The sequence below is a fragment of the Microbacterium sp. LWH11-1.2 genome, from assembly GCF_038397745.1.
GTDB lineage: Bacteria > Actinomycetota > Actinomycetes > Actinomycetales > Microbacteriaceae > Microbacterium.
The window spans coordinates 3,491,864-3,508,144 of sequence record NZ_CP151636.1 but is presented as its reverse complement, the minus strand read 5'-3'; the positions used below and the strand labels follow the sequence as shown (position 1 = coordinate 3,508,144).

Below are 16,281 nucleotides of genomic sequence, written 5' to 3'. Positions count from 1 at the left end.
GGCTCACTCGTCGTAGACGCCGAAGAGCCCTGATCCGTACCGGGTGACCGCTTCGTACGCCTCGCCGTAGGTCTTGGGAGGTTTCGAACCCGGGTTGTAGCGGGCGAGGAGGAGGCCCGTGAGGCCGACGGCCGGAGCCGTGAGCGGGCGGTGCTTGTGCTTGGTCGCGGACGAGGTCGCATCATCCTCCTCCGGATTGCGCCCGACGTAGAGCGCGCGCGGCTTCGGCCAGGTGTACGGCTGCCGAGGCTCGGTGAGGTTGATCGCGTTGAAGATCGGGTTCGCCGTCTGATCCCTCAGCGTCAGGGGCGACAGCCCGTGCTGACGGCACAGGGTGTTGATGATCGAGCCGTGGTGCATCTCATCGTGGATGACGGTCTCTCGGGCCGTGTAGGCGCTGACCACGATGGCGGGCACGCGCACCCCGAGCCGATCGAAGACGAACCCCATCTCACCGGGGCCGCTGCGGTCGGGAGGCGTCGTCTGCGGCGGGGCCACATGGTCGTACGTCCCGCCGTGCTCGTCGAAGGTGATGACGAGAGCGGTGTTCATCGCGTTCGATCCCTTGTGCGACTTGCTCGTGCGGATCGCGTCGTAGATGTCCTGGACCAGCCGATCGCCGGCGCGGACATCGGACAGTGCGCTGTTGTAGACCGGCACGGTCTCGCCGTCGATCTCGACGTCGGTCTCGCGGACGTGCGCGCCCCACGGCGGATGCATGTCGTTGTGGTTGAACACCATGCGGGGCTCGATGAAGCTGTAGGCCGGGAGATCGCCGCTCTTCACGTCCTCGTAGAACTGGCTCATCTCCCGGAAGTTGGTCTTCCAGTACGGCTGCAGCACGGGGGAGTGCAGGAGTCCCGTGAGCGAGACCAGCTGCGATCCGTCGTAGTAGATGCGCCACGGGATGCCCGCCTCCTCGAGGCGGTTGAAGATCGTCGGTGCCGCCGGCCCGTCGATCCACTTGTAGTACCCGTCGCCGCCGTGGTTCGTGACGTACCCGTGAGAGGTCGAGGCATGGAAGAAGAGGCGGTTGCAGAACGTCTGGGACGGAACGGCGGCGTGCCACGCGTCATAGACGGCGAACTCGCGCGCGAGGGTCGAGAGCACGGGCATCATCTCGGGGCTGAAGCCGCCCATCGCGATCCGGTACTCGTCGGCCGTCGGAGGTCGACCCTTGTCGAGCTCGAAGTTGATGACGTAGTCACGCACGAAGCCGTCGTTCGTGGGAGTCGCTCCGGTCGGGGGCGTGTTGAACGGCGGCATCTGGCCGTTCTTCCGGATGTGGGCGTTGCCCGCCGGATCGACCGTGCCGAAGAGCTGGGTGTTCACATGCGGGAAGTGCTCACCGGGGTCCGGCTGCGGCGACTGCATGATGTGGTCTGTGGAGCCGGAGTAGATGTGCGCCTCGATCGCTTCGCCGTCCGGACCGGGGTTGGAGTACGAGCCCTGCGCGAGTCCGTCGAACTCGTCCTTCGACTTCTCCTCGGCGCTGTAGAGGTGGCCGAGCATGTTGTCGAAGCTGCGGTTCTCGAACATGACCACGACGACGTGATCGAATCCCGGGACCTTGCGCGTCGGAAGCGGTGCGAATTCCGGCGGACTGGCGGTGGCCGCCGCGGTGACGGCGGCTCCTGCCGACCCGCCGATCGCGAGACCCGCGGCGCCGATTCCCGCTCGACGAAGAAAGTCACGACGTGACTGCGGCGAGGACGAGTCCCCGTCCGCCTGCGTGCTGCTTGTGTCTTCCACCCGCACCTCCTCTCGCATAGTAGCAACGCGCAGGACCGCCGAGCGTCGACCGTCGACGACGGATATATCGCTAAGGTCTAGGCATGGCGGAGCGAGTGCGATTCGACAGGAATGCGCGATACGGCGCGAGCATGGGCGGCGTGCTGTTCGCGGGTTACCTGAACATCGTCACGAGCTTCGACGCGTTCATCCAGGCGGAGAACTACGCCGGGGTCCTGGGCACCGACATCCCGGCCGTCGACGTCTTCGAGTTCCTGGTCTGTCTCGGCCTGTACATCGTGTCGTTCGCGATGTTCCCCACCTCGGCCGCGCGGCGTCTCGGCGCCGTCACCCTGGCCTGCGTGACCTTGCTGCTCTGGGCCACGATCGGCATCGAACGGGGCGTGGGCAACATCGTCGAGCCGATCAGCGTCTGGCAGTTCGTCACTGATCAGGGGCTGATCACGCTCCTCGTGAGCCTCGGCGGGTGGCTGATCGTCAGGGAGCGCACACCCGCCGCCTACGTCGTCCTCCTGCTGGCTCTGGTCTCGCCCGTCGTGAGCAGGCTTCTCGTCGAGAGCTCGGTGACCTCCGGGGCCTACGCGCTCGTCACGCTCGGCGTGGTGGTCATCATCGGTCTCGGCGGCGCATGGGCGGCCGTCGCCATCGACAGGTGGGTCCGCGCCCGGCGCTCACGCTCGGAGACCGCGCGCCTCAGCGGATGACCGCGGCCACCGCGCTGACCTCGATCAATGCTCCCGGGACGCCGAGACCCGCGACGAGTGCCGCGGTGACCAGGGGCGGCGCCCCCTCACGCGCCAGCTTCGACGCGACGGCCCCGTAGGCGGCGCGCAGATCGGCATCCTGATGGATGAGGACGGTCCAGCTGATGACGTCGCCGAGACCCGCGCCGGCCGACTCCAATGCGATCCTGGCGTTCTCGACGGCGCGAGCCGACTGCTCGGCGGCATCGGCCGAGACGACGGCTCCCGTGGTGTCGACGCCGTTCTGACCGCCGACGTAGATCGTGGTCGCACCCGGGGGCACGACGGCGACGTGACTGAATGCCGGGCTGACGACGAGCCCCTCGGGCTGAGCGAGTGTGATCTCCATGAGGGGAGTGTGCACCCGGGGTCGGACACTGGGCAACGGGAGGGGCCGTCGCCGGCCGCCTCCCGATGCGCGTCAGAACTTCAGCAGCACCTTGCCCACGCGGCCGGGGGTCCCGTTGGCGCGGACGGCCTCGGCGATGTCGGCGGCGTCGAAGACGCCCGCGACGGGAAGCGTGAGGGTTCCGTCGGCGATGCGCGGGAACAGCTCGCCGAAGAGGGCCTTGCGGTCGGCCGGATCGAGCGCCGGGATCACCTTGCTGCCCCAGAAGCCCTTCACGGTGGCCTGCTTGAAGATCACGTCGGAGGACGCGATCTCCATGGTGGGGGAGTCCATGGCCCCGAAGGCCACGAGCGTTCCCCCCTCGGAGAGGAGCGAGAGCACCTGTCCGGCGGATGCTCCACCGACCGAGTCGACGCCGGCCACGACGCGGGCCCCGTTCGTGAGAGCGGCGGCCTGCTCCTTCCAGTCGTCCTGGTCGGTGGCGATCACGTTGTCGATGCCCTGCGCGCGGAGCTCCTCGACGCCGGCGGACCGGCGGACGAGTCCGAGGACGTTGATGCCGCGGGCGGCGCCGAGCTGAGCCAGCATCCGTCCGACTGCGCCGTTGGCCGCGTTCTGGACGATCCAGTCGCCCTCCGTCACGTTCAGGAACTGCAGCAGGGTCATCGTGCTGAAGGGCATCGAGACGAGCTGGGCGGCGCTCTCGTCCGGCAGCGAGTCGGGTACCGGGACGAGTCCGGCCGCGCTCGCGAGGATGTACTCGGCCCAGGCGCCGAACGTGCCGCCGGTGGCGACGCGCTGGCCGACGGCGAGGTGCTCGACACCCTCGCCCACGGCGTCGACGATGCCGAGCGCCTCGGTGCCGGAGGCGGCGGGAAGCTCGGGCTTGAAGCCGTAGGTGCCGCGGACCGTCCAGAGATCGTGGTTGTGGATGGGAGAGAGGACGATGCGCAGGCGCACCTGACCGGGACCGGGCTCCGGGACGGGGCGCTCCTGGACCTCGAGGACCTCTTCGGGCGTGCCGAATGTGGAATGGATGAGTGCGCGCATGGTGGTTCTGCCTCTCGGGTCAGTCGTCGGAGACGGTGATGGTGACATCGATGTTGCCGCGGGTCGCGTTCGAGTACGGGCACACCTCGTGCGCGGCGTCCGCGAGGGCCTGGGCCTGCTCGTGCGGGATCTCGGGGATCACGACCTCGAGCTCGACCGCGAGGCCGAACCCGCCACGACCGTTCTGGCCGATCTGCACGCGCGCGCCCACCGAGGAGTCGGCGATGCGCACCTTCTGGGCGCGGGCGACGCTCTGCAGCGCCGAGTGGAAGCAGGCCGCGTACCCGGCGGCGAAGAGCTGCTCGGGGTTCGCGCCATCGCCGCTTCCGCCCATCTCCTTCGGAATCGCGAGATCGAACTCGACGCGGCGATCGCTCGTGGCGACGTGGCCGTCGCGTCCGGCTCCGGTGGCGAGGGCCTCTGCGGTGTAGAGAGCTTCCATGGGGTGCGGTTCTTCCTTTCGATCGGTGGTCATTCGCCGCCGCGAGCGTGCGCGGCGGCGGCGTTCGTGGTCGCGTCCTGCAGCAGCGCGGTGAGCTCCTGCAACTCGGCGATGAGTCGGCGGCGGTGCTCGTCGTCGCGGATGCCGGAGAAGCCGGCTACCTGTGCGGGGATGGACGCGAGCTCGCCGCGCAGCGACTGGCCGTCGGCGGTGAGGGTCACCGTGACGACCCGCTCGTCATCCGCGCGGCGCGATCGCGTGACGTGGCCGGCCTGCTCGAGGCGGCGCACCAGGGGCGACAGGGTGCCGGAGTCGAGCTGCATCGCCTCGCCCAGCGAGCCGATCGTCTGGTCGCCTTCGTGCCAGAGGATGGCGAGCACGAGGTACTGCGGGTAGGTCAGCCCCCAGGGGGCGAGCAGCGCGCGATACGCCTGGGTGGTGGCGCGGGCGGCGGAGTAGAGCGAGAAGCACACCATCTCATCGGTCACGGCCATACCTGGAGTATGTCACGCAATTAAGTTGTGCACAATCTAACGAGAGTTCAGGCGGCCTCCGTGCGTCGACGCACCTCGATCTCGCTCGGGATTCCGCGAGAGAAGAAGAGCGCCAGGAGACTGATGATGATCAGGCCGAAGAACGCCACCCGCAGCGACGAGAGCTGCGAGTCGCGGTAGATCTGTGCGAGCTGATCCGCGTCATCCTCGCTGAGGCCGGCGGCCTCGGCGATCTTCGGCACGTCGGCGGCCGGGACGATCGTGACGCCGTGCTCCGTCGAGGCGCTCACCTGTGTCTGCGTCTCTGCGGGCAGATCGCTCTCCGCGACGCCGGAGGCGAACGACGTCGACAGCGCTCCGATCAGGATCGAGCCGATCAAGGCGGTGCCGAGCGACGAACCCAGGTTCTGGAACACTCCCTGCAGTCCGCCGACCTCGCTCGTCTCCTTCGCGGAGACGCTCGACATGTTCACATTCCCCAGCTGCGAAGCCAGCAGCCCGAGGGCTGCCCCGGACAGGAACATGCCGGCCGCGAAGAGCCCGCTCCGCAGATCGCTGGTCGCCGAGCCGAGCAGCACGAGCGAGCTGAACACCAGGAGCAGCTGTCCGATCCGCACGATCGTCCGCGGCGACATCCGCTTCGAGAGCCCGGTCCCCACGATCGAGAACAGCACGAGGGCCACCGACAGGGGGAAGATCTTGATCCCCGTCTCCAGCGCGTCGAGCCCGAGCGTCATCTGCAGGTAGACCGGCACCATGAAGAAGAGACCGGCCGTGACGGCGTACTGCGCACCGAGCACCGAGAGCCCGCTGCGGAGCGAGGAGATCCCGAACATCTCGACGTTCACGAGCGGCGGTCGCCCGAGGCGCACGAGCCGGCGCTGCCGGACGATGAACAGCGCGATCAGCAGCACGCCGAAGACCACGAGCCATGCGGTGAGCGAGATGCCGAGCGGCGCCACGTCGACGCCGCCGATGACGGGGATGCGCAGGGGCACGATCCAGCCCCAGATCTTGCTCTGCAGCATCCCGAAGACGACGGCGACGAGCCCGGCCGACGACAGTCCGACGCTCAGCAGGTCGATGCGGATGCTCGTGCGCGGTGTCGCGTCGGTGATCACTCGAGCGCAGAGCACCACGACGATCATGATCACGACCTCGGCGACGAAGACGTAGCGCCAGTCGAAGTAGGTCGTGACGAAGCCGCCGATCAGCGGGCCTGCGGCGACCGCCGCGCCCGACACGGCGCCGATCACGGCGAAGGCGGTGACCCGGTCGCGCCCCTGGTAGTTGTCCGCGACGAGAGCGGCGATCGCCGGGATCACGAGCACGGCCCCGAGCCCCTCGATGACGGACCACCCGAGGAAGAGCGTCTGCACGTTCGGGCTGAGCGCCGTCACGAGAGAGCCGACCGCGTACACGCACGATCCGATCACGAAGGCCCGGCGACGACCCCACACGTCGCCGAGCTTCGCCCCCAGCAGCATGAACGCCGCCATGGTCAGCGTGTAGAAGGTGATGGCCCCCTGCATCGCGGCGACGGTCGTGTCGAGGTCGACGACGACGGTCGAGATCGACACGTTCATCACGGTGCCGTCGAGCACCATGACGAACTGCGCGCAGCCGAGCACGATGACGACGTTCCATCTCCTCATGAGATCTCCTCCGGAGTCGCGGTGCGTGCGCGGTCGATCGCGCTCCTGTCGCCTGTTCCGCGCATGATGCGGGCCACGGCGGTGATGAGGAACAGCTGGCCCGTGATCGCCTCGGCGACCGCGACGGCCTGACTGCCCGCGGTGACCGGCGCGATGTTGCCGTATCCGGTCGTGGTCAGCGTGGTGAAGGAGAAGAACAGCTGATTGGAGAGCGACTCCTCGCTGCCCTCGCCGAACATGGGCGTCGAGGTCACGAGCGACAGGAGATTGAAGAGGAAGGCGAAGAACAGGCCGACGAGCACGTAGGCCGTGATCGTCGCGAGCAGGGCCTCGAGGTTGAAGCCGCGCCGCTTCGCCTGATGGGCGACGATCGCGGCCGGGGCGACGAGCAGGGCGAGCATCGACGCCGTGGAGAAGACGACGTCCAGCACGTGCCCGGCGGCCCCGAACACGGTTCCGAGCGTCGTCGCGACGGCTGCTGCGGCCAGGACGACCCAGGCGACGTGCTGGATCATCGCACGCACCGCCGTGACGTGGAAGATGACGGCGACGGTCGCGAGGATGAGCAGGAAGGCGAACGGACTCGGATCGGTGGATCGCTGCGTGGCACACAGCGCGTACGAGAGCACGAGCAGCGCGAGGGCGACGGTGTACCCCGCGACCCCGTGGCGATCGCGGACGACGGTGCGGCGCGCGCGATGGCGCGCCACCGGGTCCCCGCGTCGCGTCGTCGCTGTCACGGCTCCGCGCTCTCCCGCTCGCCGCCGGGCAGCCGCCCGGATGCGAGGGCCTCCCGGAACGCGGCGTGGTCCTGATCGTTCTGGTCCGCGTACGAGTCCGCGAACGCGACGACGGCATCCTCGAACCGACGCCCCCTGCCGAGGTATCCGGCGATCTCGAGACGGTCACCGCTGCGCGCGTGAGCCCGCGCAAGGGTCTCGCCGCAGACGCGTGCGTAGAGCGCGGCACCCCGCGGCGTCATCGTCTCCGGATCTATCCCGCCCTTCCAGTCGTGCAGCTGCCGGATGTAGAAGTCGCGTGTTCGACCGTCCAGTCCCGTGACCTGCTGCCACCCGAGGAAGATGTCGGACGCGGCCTGCATGAGTCGCTGACCTCTGACGACGCGCTCGCCGGATCCGGCATACCGACTCGGTCCCAGGAAGCGCTCGAGCACCGAGGGCTGCGCCTCCTTCGCCTGGAGCAGCAGCGGATCGTCGTCGTCCCGTCCGCTCAGCAGGATGACCCAGGCTCGGGTGCCCACGCTGCCCACTCCCACCACCTTCCTGGCCATGTGCCGGTATCGATACTCGGACAGCGGATGCCGTGCTCCGGGAAGCGTCTGACGGTAGGCGTCGAGGATCTCCCGCATGGCCCCGGCGTCGTCCACGTCGTCGACGCCGTCGACCAGATCCTCCACGGGGACGATCAGGGGCGGGTCCGCGGTGATGCGGAGCTGTCCGTCCTCGACGCCGACCAGCTTCGAGAACGACTTCCTGCGGTCGCGCTTGCGGGCCTTCCGCAGCGCGGCCTCCAGGCGCTCGACAGCCTCGTCATCGGCTCGCCGACGTCGTCGTTCCGATCGGATGCGATGTCGCGCACTGTCCGCATCGAACCGGTCGTACCAGGCATCGAGCACCGACGCGTCGGCCGCCCTGCTGACGGTGATGCGATAGCCGCGGACCGCCTGCTCCACGCACTCCCGGATCTCCGACGGCGTGAATCCGCGTTGCCGTCCGGCGACGGCGAAGCTCGTCGCCAGTCGCTTGACGTCCCACTCGAACGGTCCGGGGAGGGTCTCGTCGAAATCGTTCATGTCGAAGATCAGCTGCCGCTCCGGGGTGCCGAAGACGCCGAAGTTCGACAGGTGCGCGTCTCCGCAGAGCTGCACGATGACGCCGCTGTGCGCCGCGGTCGCGAGATCGGCGGCCATCGGCAGCGCCGCGCCGCGATAGAACGCGAACGCTGACGCGGCCATCCGCGCGTACCGGATCGGCACGAGCTCGGAGACGCGCGACTCCGCCTGCTCCTCGAGGAGTGCGATCGGGTCGCTGCGTCCGGGCGGCGCGACCCAGGGCCCCTGCGCCGATCGGGGCGCCCGCGCTCGGGCATCCCGCCCCCTGCTCCGTCGCAGGACGAAGTCCGGGGCGGCCGGGAGCGGGGCGGTCGTCTCCGCGTCGTCGTGCGACCTGCGTTCCTTCGCCATGTCACGCCTCGGATCGCTCGGCGACGAGATCGTCTGCATCCGGGGTCACGGCGCGGGTCTCGTCCGGAGGGATCTCCACGATCTCCAGGATCATGATGACGATCGCGGCGAGCACGACCGTCCACACGACGAGGCCGGGCGTGAGGGGACGCACGAGGAGGACCACGGCGGCGCCGACGGCGGCGATCACGACACGGAGGAGGGTGTGCTGGGCGTGCAGCCAGCGGCCCGCACGCCCCGCTGTCACCCCGTGCCGTGCCATGCCCGCCCGAAGTCGGGCAGCGCCCGCCTGTGCGGCGGCACGCAGTCGCCGCGGCACCCCGAACGGGCCGCTGAACCAGGTGACGACGGCGACCGCGACGGCGAGCACCAGCACGGCCACGGCGGTGTCGCGCATGGGCCCCGCGAGGGTCTCGTACATCACGCCCGCCGCATCGGCGGGGATCGGACCCGAGCGCATGGCCGCATCGAAGAACACACGACCCACGGCGAACCCGGCGATCAGGATCAGCATCGAGGCGGCCAGCGCGAGGGCCGACACGATCGTCGCGACTGAGCGGCGGTGAGCCACGAGGGCTCCGGCGATCAGCAGGGCGATCGCGACCCAGGGCAGCCACAGTCCCGCGGCGACCGCCAGGCCGTACGCGAGCTGCACGGTGGGCAGCGCGTCGGATGTCGCGACCACGACGGTGCGATCGACGGCCGGGATCGACGAGGCGAAGCCGATGCCCTGATCGACGAGCACCTCTTTCACGCGGTCGATGATCGGGGCGAGCTGGATGCCGATCGTGCCGCCCTCACCGAGGGTGACCGCTGCGCTCGGATCGTTCTGCAGCGCTCCGGTCACCTGCGCGTGGGTCACGCGCAGCGCCGATGCCCACACATCCGCGAACGCGTCGGATTCCACGAACCGGGTCACGACGGTCGTGACGAGCGACTGCACACCCTCGGCAGCCGGACCCTTCAGGAGTTCGAGTGCCCGCGTCGCGCGCTCGCCGGTGCCGAGGTCGATGATGCCGTCGATGACGTCGGAGGTGAGCGCGGGGATGTCGATCTGCTCGCCGATGACGGCGACGACCTGGGTCGTGACCACCGACTGCACGGCTGGGTCGTCGGCGAGCGGCGCGAATCCGTTCACGAACCGCTCGGTGTCGGTGAGCTGCACGTGCGTCCACGTCGCGACGACCGCGACAGGGGCGAGGAGCGCGCCGAGCGTGATCAGCACCGTGGCGAGGAGCGTCCGTCCCCAGGTCCGCCGTCTCCGTGCGGGTGCGGGGGAGCCCGGGCCGGACACCGGCAGGCCGCCGCGGAGCGCGGCGTTCTCCTCTTCGAGGGCGGCCAGTCGGCTCTGCAGCTCCGCGATCTTCGGTGTGCTCATGACGGACTCCGACCTCAGGTCTTGGCATCTTGCCGGGGGATGGTGACCTGCTTGATGATCAGCAGGATCGCGGCGGCGACCGGGATCGACACCAGGGCGCCGAGCAGTCCGAGCAGGGTGCCCCCGACGAGCGCGCCGATGATGACGAGGGCGCCGGGCACCGCGATGGCCTTGTTCATGATCCGCGGGGTGAGCAGATACGCCTCGAACTGCATGTAGATCAGGTACAGCACCGCGAAGATCAGCGCCAGGAGCGGGTCGGTGAACAGCGCGAGCACCGAGGCGATGATCCAGTAGAGCACGGGTCCCACGAGCGGGATGAGGGTGATCAGGAAGGCGGCGAGTCCCATGAAGGCGGGGAACGGCAGCCCCAGCGCGAAGTGCAGGATCGTCGCGAACACGGCGTTGCAGGCCGCGAGGACCACCATCCCGATCAGGTAGGCGCCGACCGAGTCCGTGATGGTCTCGGTGAGCTCGGCGACCTTCGGCCGGTCGCGCGCCGGCGCGAGGCGATAGAAGCTCGTCTGGAAGGTGGACAGCGACGCGAGGAAGTAGAGCGTCAGCACGATGACGATGAGGATCCCGGAGATCGCGTTCCCGATGCCGAAGCCGATTGCGAGCGCACCGCCGCCCAGCAGCAGCAGATTGCCCGGGTCGGCGAGGAAGGCCGAGAGCTGATCGAGCGCGGTGCCGACGACGTCGCCGATCTGCGCCTCGAATCCCCGGTACCAGTCGGAGGCCTGGAACTGCGCGATCGCCGAGGGGATCGAGCGGGCGAACTCGGCGATCTGCCGGAGGGCGGGAGGCACGATGAAGACGAGCACGACGATGACGACCACGAGGAAGACGCCGAAGACGACCGCGATGGCGCGCGGCCTCGACATGCCGTTCCGCTCGAGCCGCTTCACCACGGGATCGAGTCCGAGGGCGATGAAGATCGCCAATGCGATGTAGATGAGGATCGTCGAAAGCGACGTGAGTGCGACGCCGAGCACGAATGCGGCGAGTCCGCCCAGGACCAGAGCGAATCCCAGGCCGAAGGGATGCTCCAGCGCGGTCAGGATGCTGCGGCGACGTGGCGGCGGGAGCGCCGGAGGGGAATCCGGCGGCTCGGATGCGGGCGGTGTCGCGTCGCTCATCGTGTCACTCTGCTGGTGCCGGTATATCGCCCGCGTCATCCTTTCCGGGCGATTTGCGCGTCAGAGGATGCCGAGCTCCTGCGCCCGCGCGACGGCGCCGTTGCGGTTGGCGACGTCGAGCTTGCGATAGATGTGGGCCGTGTGGGTCTTGATCGTGTTGACCGAGACGAAGCACTGCGCCGCCAGCTCCGTGTTGGTCATGCGCGAGGGCAGATGCGCGAGGATCTCCAGCTCCCGGTCGGTGAGCTGCTCCGCGAGCAGCGGCGAGGTGACTCGTCGCTGATGGCTCTCGCGTGCGCGCTGCAGCACCGTGGTGCGGAATCGCGTCGGGGCGCCCGGAAGCTCGGCGATGAGCCGGATGACCTCGTGGCCCATGCGCGGGAAGACCGCGACGAGCCCGTGCGATTCGGCGACGGCGAGGGCCTCGGACAGCAGGTCCCGCGCGGCGGATGGTCCGCCTTCCGACGCGGCGAGCCAGGCCTCGAGGGTGAGGCGCTCCACCCTCTCCCGCGGAGCAGCGTCCGGATCCGGCGCGGTCCACGCCAGGCGACGGCGGGCCATCATCGGTCTCCGTTCCGTGAGCGCGGCAGCGATCGACTCGACCAGCAGCGGGGACCATCGACCCGTCGGCACGTCGAGCGGCGCGGACGACCGCTGGGCACGCAGCGTGCGAGCGTCCTCTGCACGCAGCGCCGCATCGACGATCGCCGGAGGGCGGCCCATGCCCTGGGGCAGGGCGCTCGGAGGCTCATCGGCATCCATCAGCGTGCGGACGAGGTGAGCGATCCACAGCAGCTGCGAGCGTCTGTTCGATTCCGCACGCACGACGCCCTCGTGCAGATTCAATGCGGCGCTGCCGGGCTCTCCCCGCTCGACGGCGGCGAGAGCGGCCGCGAGGTAGGCGTCCGCCGGTGCGGGGTGGGCAAGGAGCTGCGCATCGGCGGCGAGTTCGAGCGCCTCCTGGGCGAGCGACGAGGCGTGCGACACGCGACCGCACCACGCGTCGAGCAGCGCGATGGAGCCCAGGAGATGCACGCGGTAGGGCGAGTACTCGGCGCCGGGGCCGGCGAGGGCGTCGTCGAACCAGCGCCGGGCCCGCACGAAGTCGCCGGAGAGGAAGTGCGCCCGTCCCCCCGACGTGCGCGCGAGCGTGTGCAGGAAGGACGGATGCATCAGTCCGAGGATGTCGGGCGGCCGCAGCGTCGGGTCGTGCCGGAGGAAGGCGATCGACGTCTTCGCCGCGCGCAGGGCGATCTCCGGTTCCGACCGGAACTGCACCCGCGCGGCGATGTAGGCGTGCACGACCGCGGACTGGGCTGCGGTCAGGTCGTCGCGCGCGCTCTGCGCACGGAGGACGTCTTCCGCGCGGACGGCATCGCCGCTCATCCCGAGCACGATCCCCCGCAGGATCTCGGCGTCCGGGCGCTCGGCGCGGACCTCCGCCGGTACCGCGTCGAGCCATCGACTCACCGACAGCGTCCTGCTGCGCTCGAACACGTCGCGGCCGCTCGCGAGGAGCAGATCGAGCACGCGATCCCACTCCCGCGCTCGGAGGAGATACGCCATGGCCGACGGCAGGTCGCCCTCCCGGAGGTGCCACTCCGCCGCTGAGATCAACAGCCGGGTCTCCTCGCCGTCGCCGCGCGCGCGGAGCCGGTAGTGCAGCAGATCGCGGAACAGGTGATGGAAGCGGAACCACTCCCTGCGCTCGTCGAGGGAGACCAGGAACATCGAATCGTGCTGGAGCTCCTCGAGGAGCTGCGCGGCGTCGTCGAGGTGCAGCACGGACTCGATGAGCTCGGCCGACATCCGATCGAGCGACGACAGGCGCAGCAGGAGGTCCCGGCGCTCCGGCGACTGCTGCGCGAGCGCCTGCTCGCTGAGGTAGTCGGCGATCAGGAGATCCGTGCCGCGGAGGTGCTGAGCGAAACCCTCCGGATCGTCCTGATTGCGCAGCCCGAGCGCGGTCAGCTGGACTCCTGCCGCCCATCCCTCCGTCCGCTCCATGACGGCCGACAGGGTCGCCGCGCTCACCGGGCTGCCGATGATCCGCCGCAGCAGCGTGGCAGCGCTGTCGTCATCCAGCGCCAGGTCGGACTGTCGCAGCTCCAGAAGCGAGTGCCGCAGCCGGTGCCGGCTCCACGGGAAGCCCAGATCCACCCGGGAGGACAGCACGATGTGGTTCTCCTCCGGCAGATGATCCGCCAGCCACCAGATGTCGGCGAGCAGCGCGGAGTTGGACACGGCATGCGCATCGTCGATGATCACCGTCGTCCCCGGATGCTCGCGGAACACGGCCAGGAGCGCCTCCAGCACCGGTCGGCCGAGCGCCTTGTCGCTCAGGGCGTGCGGGGTGCCGAGGTCGTGACGAGTGCGGGGATCGCTGCGGAATCCCTCGAGCAGGCGGGCGACGAAATGCTGCGGATCGTCGTCGGCGGCCTCCAGCTCGAGCCAGACGAACCGCACATCAGGGCGCGACTCGACCCACTGCGAGAGCAGCACCGTCTTGCCGGATCCCACCGGGGCGACGATCGTGCTCAAGGGCGCGCCGAGCGCCGCGTCGAGTCGGCGGCGCAACCGCGGACGATCGACGGCGTGAACCGGCACATGGGGGAAGACGGTCATCGCGCTCTCGCGCTCAGTATCGCAGTGCGCGACCAGATCATCCAGAGGGGGTGAGGACGATCAGGTCGCGTCGGTCGATCATGGGGTGGACCGACGTTCGCAGGTGCCGTCCGAGGCGGCTGATCAGAGGGGGCCGCATGGTCCAGACCTTCGAGGTGATCGTCCGCGGACGGCTGAGCGCGGAGCTCGCCGGCGCGCTCGACGGCTTCACCGTGGGACTCCGCGACGGCGGTGTGACGAGCATCGTCGGTCCGGTGATCGATCAACCGCGCCTGCTGGCCCTGCTCGGCGCCTTCGACGACCTGCACATCGAGGTGATCTCGGTGAATCCGGTCGCGGACCGCTGAGTCACCCGGGCAGGGTGACGCCGCCCGGTCGTCCGCTCACTAGCTTCGGTTCCGGCACGGTCGTGTCCCCGAGCAAAGGAAGAAAATCATGTTCATCTGGGATCTCATCGCCTGGTTCTTCTGGTCCTTCGTCTTCATCTCCTACCTGATGGTCGTGTTCACGATCATCGGCGACATCTTCCGCGACCAGTCGCTCAACGGCTGGCTCAAGGCGGTGTGGATCATCTTCCTGGTGTTCCTGCCGTTCCTCACCGCCCTCGTCTACCTCATCGCCCGGGGACAGGGGATGGCGGAGCGCCGCGCGGCAGAGATCGGCGCTCTGCGTGAGGCGCAGACCGCCTACATCCGCGAGACCGCCGGCACGGCGTCGCCCGCCGACGACATCACCAAGGCCAAGGCGCTGCTCGACTCCGGTGCGATCACTGCGGGAGAGTACGAGACCCTGAAGGGGAAGGCGCTGGCTCGCTGACGGCATCCGTCCGGCGCTCGCCGCCGTCGGCCCCTGTGCCGGCGGCGGCCGTGTTGCGGAGGAACAGCATCAGCCAGCCGAAGATGATGAGGAAGGCGATCAGCTCGACCGCCGTCAGGTTGTAGTAGCCGGTGGTGAACAGCACGGCGAGCACGACGATGATGAGCACGAAGGCGTAGCCGAGCATCAGGAACACCCGGGGAGTGCCGGGGACATGCCACCGCAGGCCGATCACGAGCGCGACGAACAGCACCGCCATCCCGGAGGCCACGGTGTTGTGGATCGCGAAGTGGGTGTCGACGGGGAAGAGGCCGACGCCCGCGAGGAACACCCCCATCAGGAGCAGCTCGATCCGCACGACGCGCCGTCCGCGTCGGGCCTTCTCGGTGTCGACGGGGATGTCGATCGTGCCGAAGTGCGCGATGGTCGTGACGATGAGCCCCGCGATGATCACGGTGAGGTTGAACGCCAGCGCCGACATGTCGTCGGAGATCCCGAGTGTGCTGAGGTTCTTCTGCCACCACAGGGGGTCGGTGGCGCTGAGCATGCTCGCGAACACCCCGACCACGAGGAAGACCATGAGCACCAGCGACAGCCTCGTCGGGGTCATGCTCATCGCCGACACCGTCGTGAGATAGGCGGTGACCGCGATCGCGACCCCGGCCAGCAGGGCTGCCGACACCGGGAACACGACGGCGCCGACGAAGCTGCGCTCCACGATGTTCGCCATGCCGATCCAGCCGAGCAGCGCGATGACCCCGTGGGCCGCGGCGATGCTCGCGATGTCGAACCATCGCATGCGGGGGAGTGCCCGCGCGTCCTGCGGGCCGGCGCGCGACACCGTCACGGCGGCGATGAAGACGCCGAAGGCCGTGACGGCGGCGGCGAGGGCGACGAACTGCCCGATCGACCCGGGGCCCGCGATCGGGAGAGGTCCGCCGCGGAAGACCAGGAGCGAGACGACGGTCGCGACGACGAGCACACCGGCGGCGATGAGCAGCGCGGCGGACTCCCGCGACTCCGCGTTCCGGAACGGGTGGCGCAGCACCTGCCTGACGCGCAGCTGTGCGGTCACACCATGCTCCCGCGCTGATGCGGCGCGCGCCGTTCAGAGAGCTCGTGACCGTGCGCGGTGAGGGCGTAGATGATGAGCACGTCGATCGCGATCACGATGACCGACCACCAGGGCTGCAGCGGCATCACGAGCAGCTGCCCGGCGGCGCTGATCACCGCCAGGATGACGGCGACGACGCGCGCCCACGTCGCACCGCTGAACAGTGCGAACGCGGTGATCGTGAGCAGCGCTCCGATGACGACGTGCCACCATCCCCACCCGGTGACGTCGAAGAGGAACAGCGATCCGTCGACCACGACATAGGAGGCCCGCGGCCCGAGCAGGATCACGAGACCCTGCAGCAGTCCGAAGATGCCGCTGATGAGGATGATGACGCCGGCGAAAGCCGCCCATCCCGTCCAGGCCGAGGATCCGGTCGACGCTCTGGTGGAGGACATGATTCACACCTCTCTGCCGACGGGCGGCATGACGGGGCGCGGGGCGGAATCCCTGCGCTCGCTGGTGATTCTCGCGCCGAGCTCGCGCGCGGCGCGTCACCCCGGGAGAGTGATGCGCGGCCG

Annotated in this window: 16 protein-coding genes; 3 read left to right on the top strand and 13 right to left on the bottom strand. The window is 69.3% G+C overall.

Annotated features, from left to right (window positions below; all coding sequences use genetic code 11):
• Positions 1-3: 3 nt before the first annotated feature.
• Positions 4-1,752 (bottom strand): alkaline phosphatase family protein, encoded by a 1,749-nt coding sequence (locus tag MRBLWH11_RS17220; RefSeq protein ID WP_341945710.1) that lies wholly within the window; start codon positions 1,750-1,752, stop codon positions 4-6.
• An 83-nt stretch (positions 1,753-1,835) separates the two neighbouring features.
• Here MRBLWH11_RS17220 and MRBLWH11_RS17215 point away from each other — a divergent pair, with 83 nt between their 5' ends.
• Positions 1,836-2,456: a hypothetical protein gene (locus MRBLWH11_RS17215; RefSeq protein WP_341945709.1), complete on the top strand. Its 621-nt coding sequence runs from the start codon at positions 1,836-1,838 to the stop codon at positions 2,454-2,456.
• Here MRBLWH11_RS17215 and MRBLWH11_RS17210 read toward each other — a convergent pair.
• The 10 genes from MRBLWH11_RS17210 to MRBLWH11_RS17165 form a co-directional block, all read right to left on the bottom strand.
• Complete coding sequence (locus MRBLWH11_RS17210) at positions 2,446-2,844, bottom strand: RidA family protein (RefSeq protein ID WP_116635295.1); 399 nt, start codon at positions 2,842-2,844, stop codon at positions 2,446-2,448. The genes MRBLWH11_RS17215 and MRBLWH11_RS17210 overlap by 11 nt on opposite strands.
• A 72-nt stretch (positions 2,845-2,916) precedes the next feature.
• The gene (locus MRBLWH11_RS17205) at positions 2,917-3,894 is read right to left on the bottom strand and encodes a zinc-binding dehydrogenase (RefSeq protein WP_341945708.1); all 978 of its coding nucleotides are present in this window, start codon (positions 3,892-3,894) and stop codon (positions 2,917-2,919) included.
• 19 nt (positions 3,895-3,913) lie between these two features.
• Complete coding sequence (locus MRBLWH11_RS17200; RefSeq protein WP_341945707.1) at positions 3,914-4,336, bottom strand: organic hydroperoxide resistance protein; 423 nt, start codon at positions 4,334-4,336, stop codon at positions 3,914-3,916.
• 29 nt (positions 4,337-4,365) lie between these two features.
• On the bottom strand, positions 4,366-4,830 hold the full coding sequence (locus MRBLWH11_RS17195) for a MarR family transcriptional regulator (protein WP_341945706.1): 465 nt from the start codon (positions 4,828-4,830) through the stop codon (positions 4,366-4,368).
• Between the two features lie 47 nt (positions 4,831-4,877).
• Positions 4,878-6,485 carry an MFS transporter gene (locus MRBLWH11_RS17190; protein WP_341945705.1) on the bottom strand — a complete coding sequence of 536 codons (1,608 nt, stop codon included), beginning with the start codon at positions 6,483-6,485 and terminating at the stop codon, positions 4,878-4,880.
• Positions 6,482-7,225, bottom strand: coding sequence for an ion channel (locus tag MRBLWH11_RS17185; RefSeq protein WP_341945704.1), 744 nt, complete (start codon positions 7,223-7,225; stop codon positions 6,482-6,484). The genes MRBLWH11_RS17190 and MRBLWH11_RS17185 overlap by 4 nt, the downstream gene beginning before the upstream one ends.
• Positions 7,222-8,688, bottom strand: coding sequence for a DUF2252 domain-containing protein (locus tag MRBLWH11_RS17180; protein WP_341945703.1), 1,467 nt, complete (start codon positions 8,686-8,688; stop codon positions 7,222-7,224). Before MRBLWH11_RS17180 ends, MRBLWH11_RS17185 begins: the two co-directional genes overlap by 4 nt.
• A gap of 1 nt (position 8,689) precedes the next feature.
• Entirely contained in the window at positions 8,690-10,066 is a 1,377-nt protein-coding gene (locus tag MRBLWH11_RS17175) for a hypothetical protein (protein ID WP_341945702.1), read from the bottom strand.
• Positions 10,067-10,080: 14 nt separating this feature from the next.
• A complete protein-coding gene (locus MRBLWH11_RS17170; RefSeq protein ID WP_341945701.1) occupies positions 10,081-11,205 on the bottom strand; it encodes an AI-2E family transporter in 1,125 nt (374 codons plus the stop codon).
• 60 nt (positions 11,206-11,265) lie between these two features.
• A complete protein-coding gene (locus tag MRBLWH11_RS17165) occupies positions 11,266-13,830 on the bottom strand; it encodes a LuxR C-terminal-related transcriptional regulator (RefSeq protein ID WP_341945700.1) in 2,565 nt (854 codons plus the stop codon).
• Positions 13,831-13,967: 137 nt separating this feature from the next.
• Between MRBLWH11_RS17165 and MRBLWH11_RS17160 the strand changes: the two genes are divergently transcribed.
• Both MRBLWH11_RS17160 and MRBLWH11_RS17155 read left to right on the top strand, forming a co-directional pair.
• A complete protein-coding gene (locus MRBLWH11_RS17160; protein ID WP_116635288.1) occupies positions 13,968-14,177 on the top strand; it encodes a hypothetical protein in 210 nt (69 codons plus the stop codon).
• 88 nt (positions 14,178-14,265) lie between these two features.
• Positions 14,266-14,646 (top strand): PLDc N-terminal domain-containing protein, encoded by a 381-nt coding sequence (locus MRBLWH11_RS17155; protein WP_116635287.1) that lies wholly within the window; start codon positions 14,266-14,268, stop codon positions 14,644-14,646.
• On the opposite strand, the gene MRBLWH11_RS17150 is transcribed toward MRBLWH11_RS17155, so the two are convergent.
• Both MRBLWH11_RS17150 and MRBLWH11_RS17145 read right to left on the bottom strand, forming a co-directional pair.
• A complete protein-coding gene (locus tag MRBLWH11_RS17150; RefSeq protein WP_341945699.1) occupies positions 14,597-15,721 on the bottom strand; it encodes a DUF998 domain-containing protein in 1,125 nt (374 codons plus the stop codon). The two genes, MRBLWH11_RS17155 and MRBLWH11_RS17150, sit on opposite strands and share 50 nt — an antisense overlap.
• On the bottom strand, positions 15,718-16,158 hold the full coding sequence (locus MRBLWH11_RS17145; protein WP_341945698.1) for a hypothetical protein: 441 nt from the start codon (positions 16,156-16,158) through the stop codon (positions 15,718-15,720). The genes MRBLWH11_RS17150 and MRBLWH11_RS17145 overlap by 4 nt, the downstream gene beginning before the upstream one ends.
• Positions 16,159-16,281: the final 123 nt, after the last annotated feature.

Excerpts from the sequence above, each read along its gene's own strand:
- MRBLWH11_RS17215 (WP_341945709.1), top strand. The coding sequence starts at position 1,836 with ATGGCGGAGCGAGTGCGATTCGACAGGAATGCGCGATACGGCGCGAGC.
- MRBLWH11_RS17160 (WP_116635288.1), top strand. The coding sequence starts at position 13,968 with ATGGTCCAGACCTTCGAGGTGATCGTCCGCGGACGGCTGAGCGCGGAG.
- MRBLWH11_RS17180 (WP_341945703.1), bottom strand. The coding sequence starts at position 8,688 with ATGGCGAAGGAACGCAGGTCGCACGACGACGCGGAGACGACCGCCCCG.
- MRBLWH11_RS17210 (WP_116635295.1), bottom strand. The coding sequence starts at position 2,844 with ATGGAGATCACACTCGCTCAGCCCGAGGGGCTCGTCGTCAGCCCGGCA.
- MRBLWH11_RS17155 (WP_116635287.1), top strand. The coding sequence starts at position 14,266 with ATGTTCATCTGGGATCTCATCGCCTGGTTCTTCTGGTCCTTCGTCTTC.
- MRBLWH11_RS17170 (WP_341945701.1), bottom strand. The coding sequence starts at position 11,205 with ATGAGCGACGCGACACCGCCCGCATCCGAGCCGCCGGATTCCCCTCCG.
- MRBLWH11_RS17190 (WP_341945705.1), bottom strand. The coding sequence starts at position 6,485 with ATGAGGAGATGGAACGTCGTCATCGTGCTCGGCTGCGCGCAGTTCGTC.
- MRBLWH11_RS17165 (WP_341945700.1), bottom strand. The coding sequence starts at position 13,830 with ATGACCGTCTTCCCCCATGTGCCGGTTCACGCCGTCGATCGTCCGCGG.
- MRBLWH11_RS17195 (WP_341945706.1), bottom strand. The coding sequence starts at position 4,830 with ATGGCCGTGACCGATGAGATGGTGTGCTTCTCGCTCTACTCCGCCGCC.
- MRBLWH11_RS17200 (WP_341945707.1), bottom strand. The coding sequence starts at position 4,336 with ATGGAAGCTCTCTACACCGCAGAGGCCCTCGCCACCGGAGCCGGACGC.
- MRBLWH11_RS17145 (WP_341945698.1), bottom strand. The coding sequence starts at position 16,158 with ATGTCCTCCACCAGAGCGTCGACCGGATCCTCGGCCTGGACGGGATGG.
- MRBLWH11_RS17205 (WP_341945708.1), bottom strand. The coding sequence starts at position 3,894 with ATGCGCGCACTCATCCATTCCACATTCGGCACGCCCGAAGAGGTCCTC.
- MRBLWH11_RS17175 (WP_341945702.1), bottom strand. The coding sequence starts at position 10,066 with ATGAGCACACCGAAGATCGCGGAGCTGCAGAGCCGACTGGCCGCCCTC.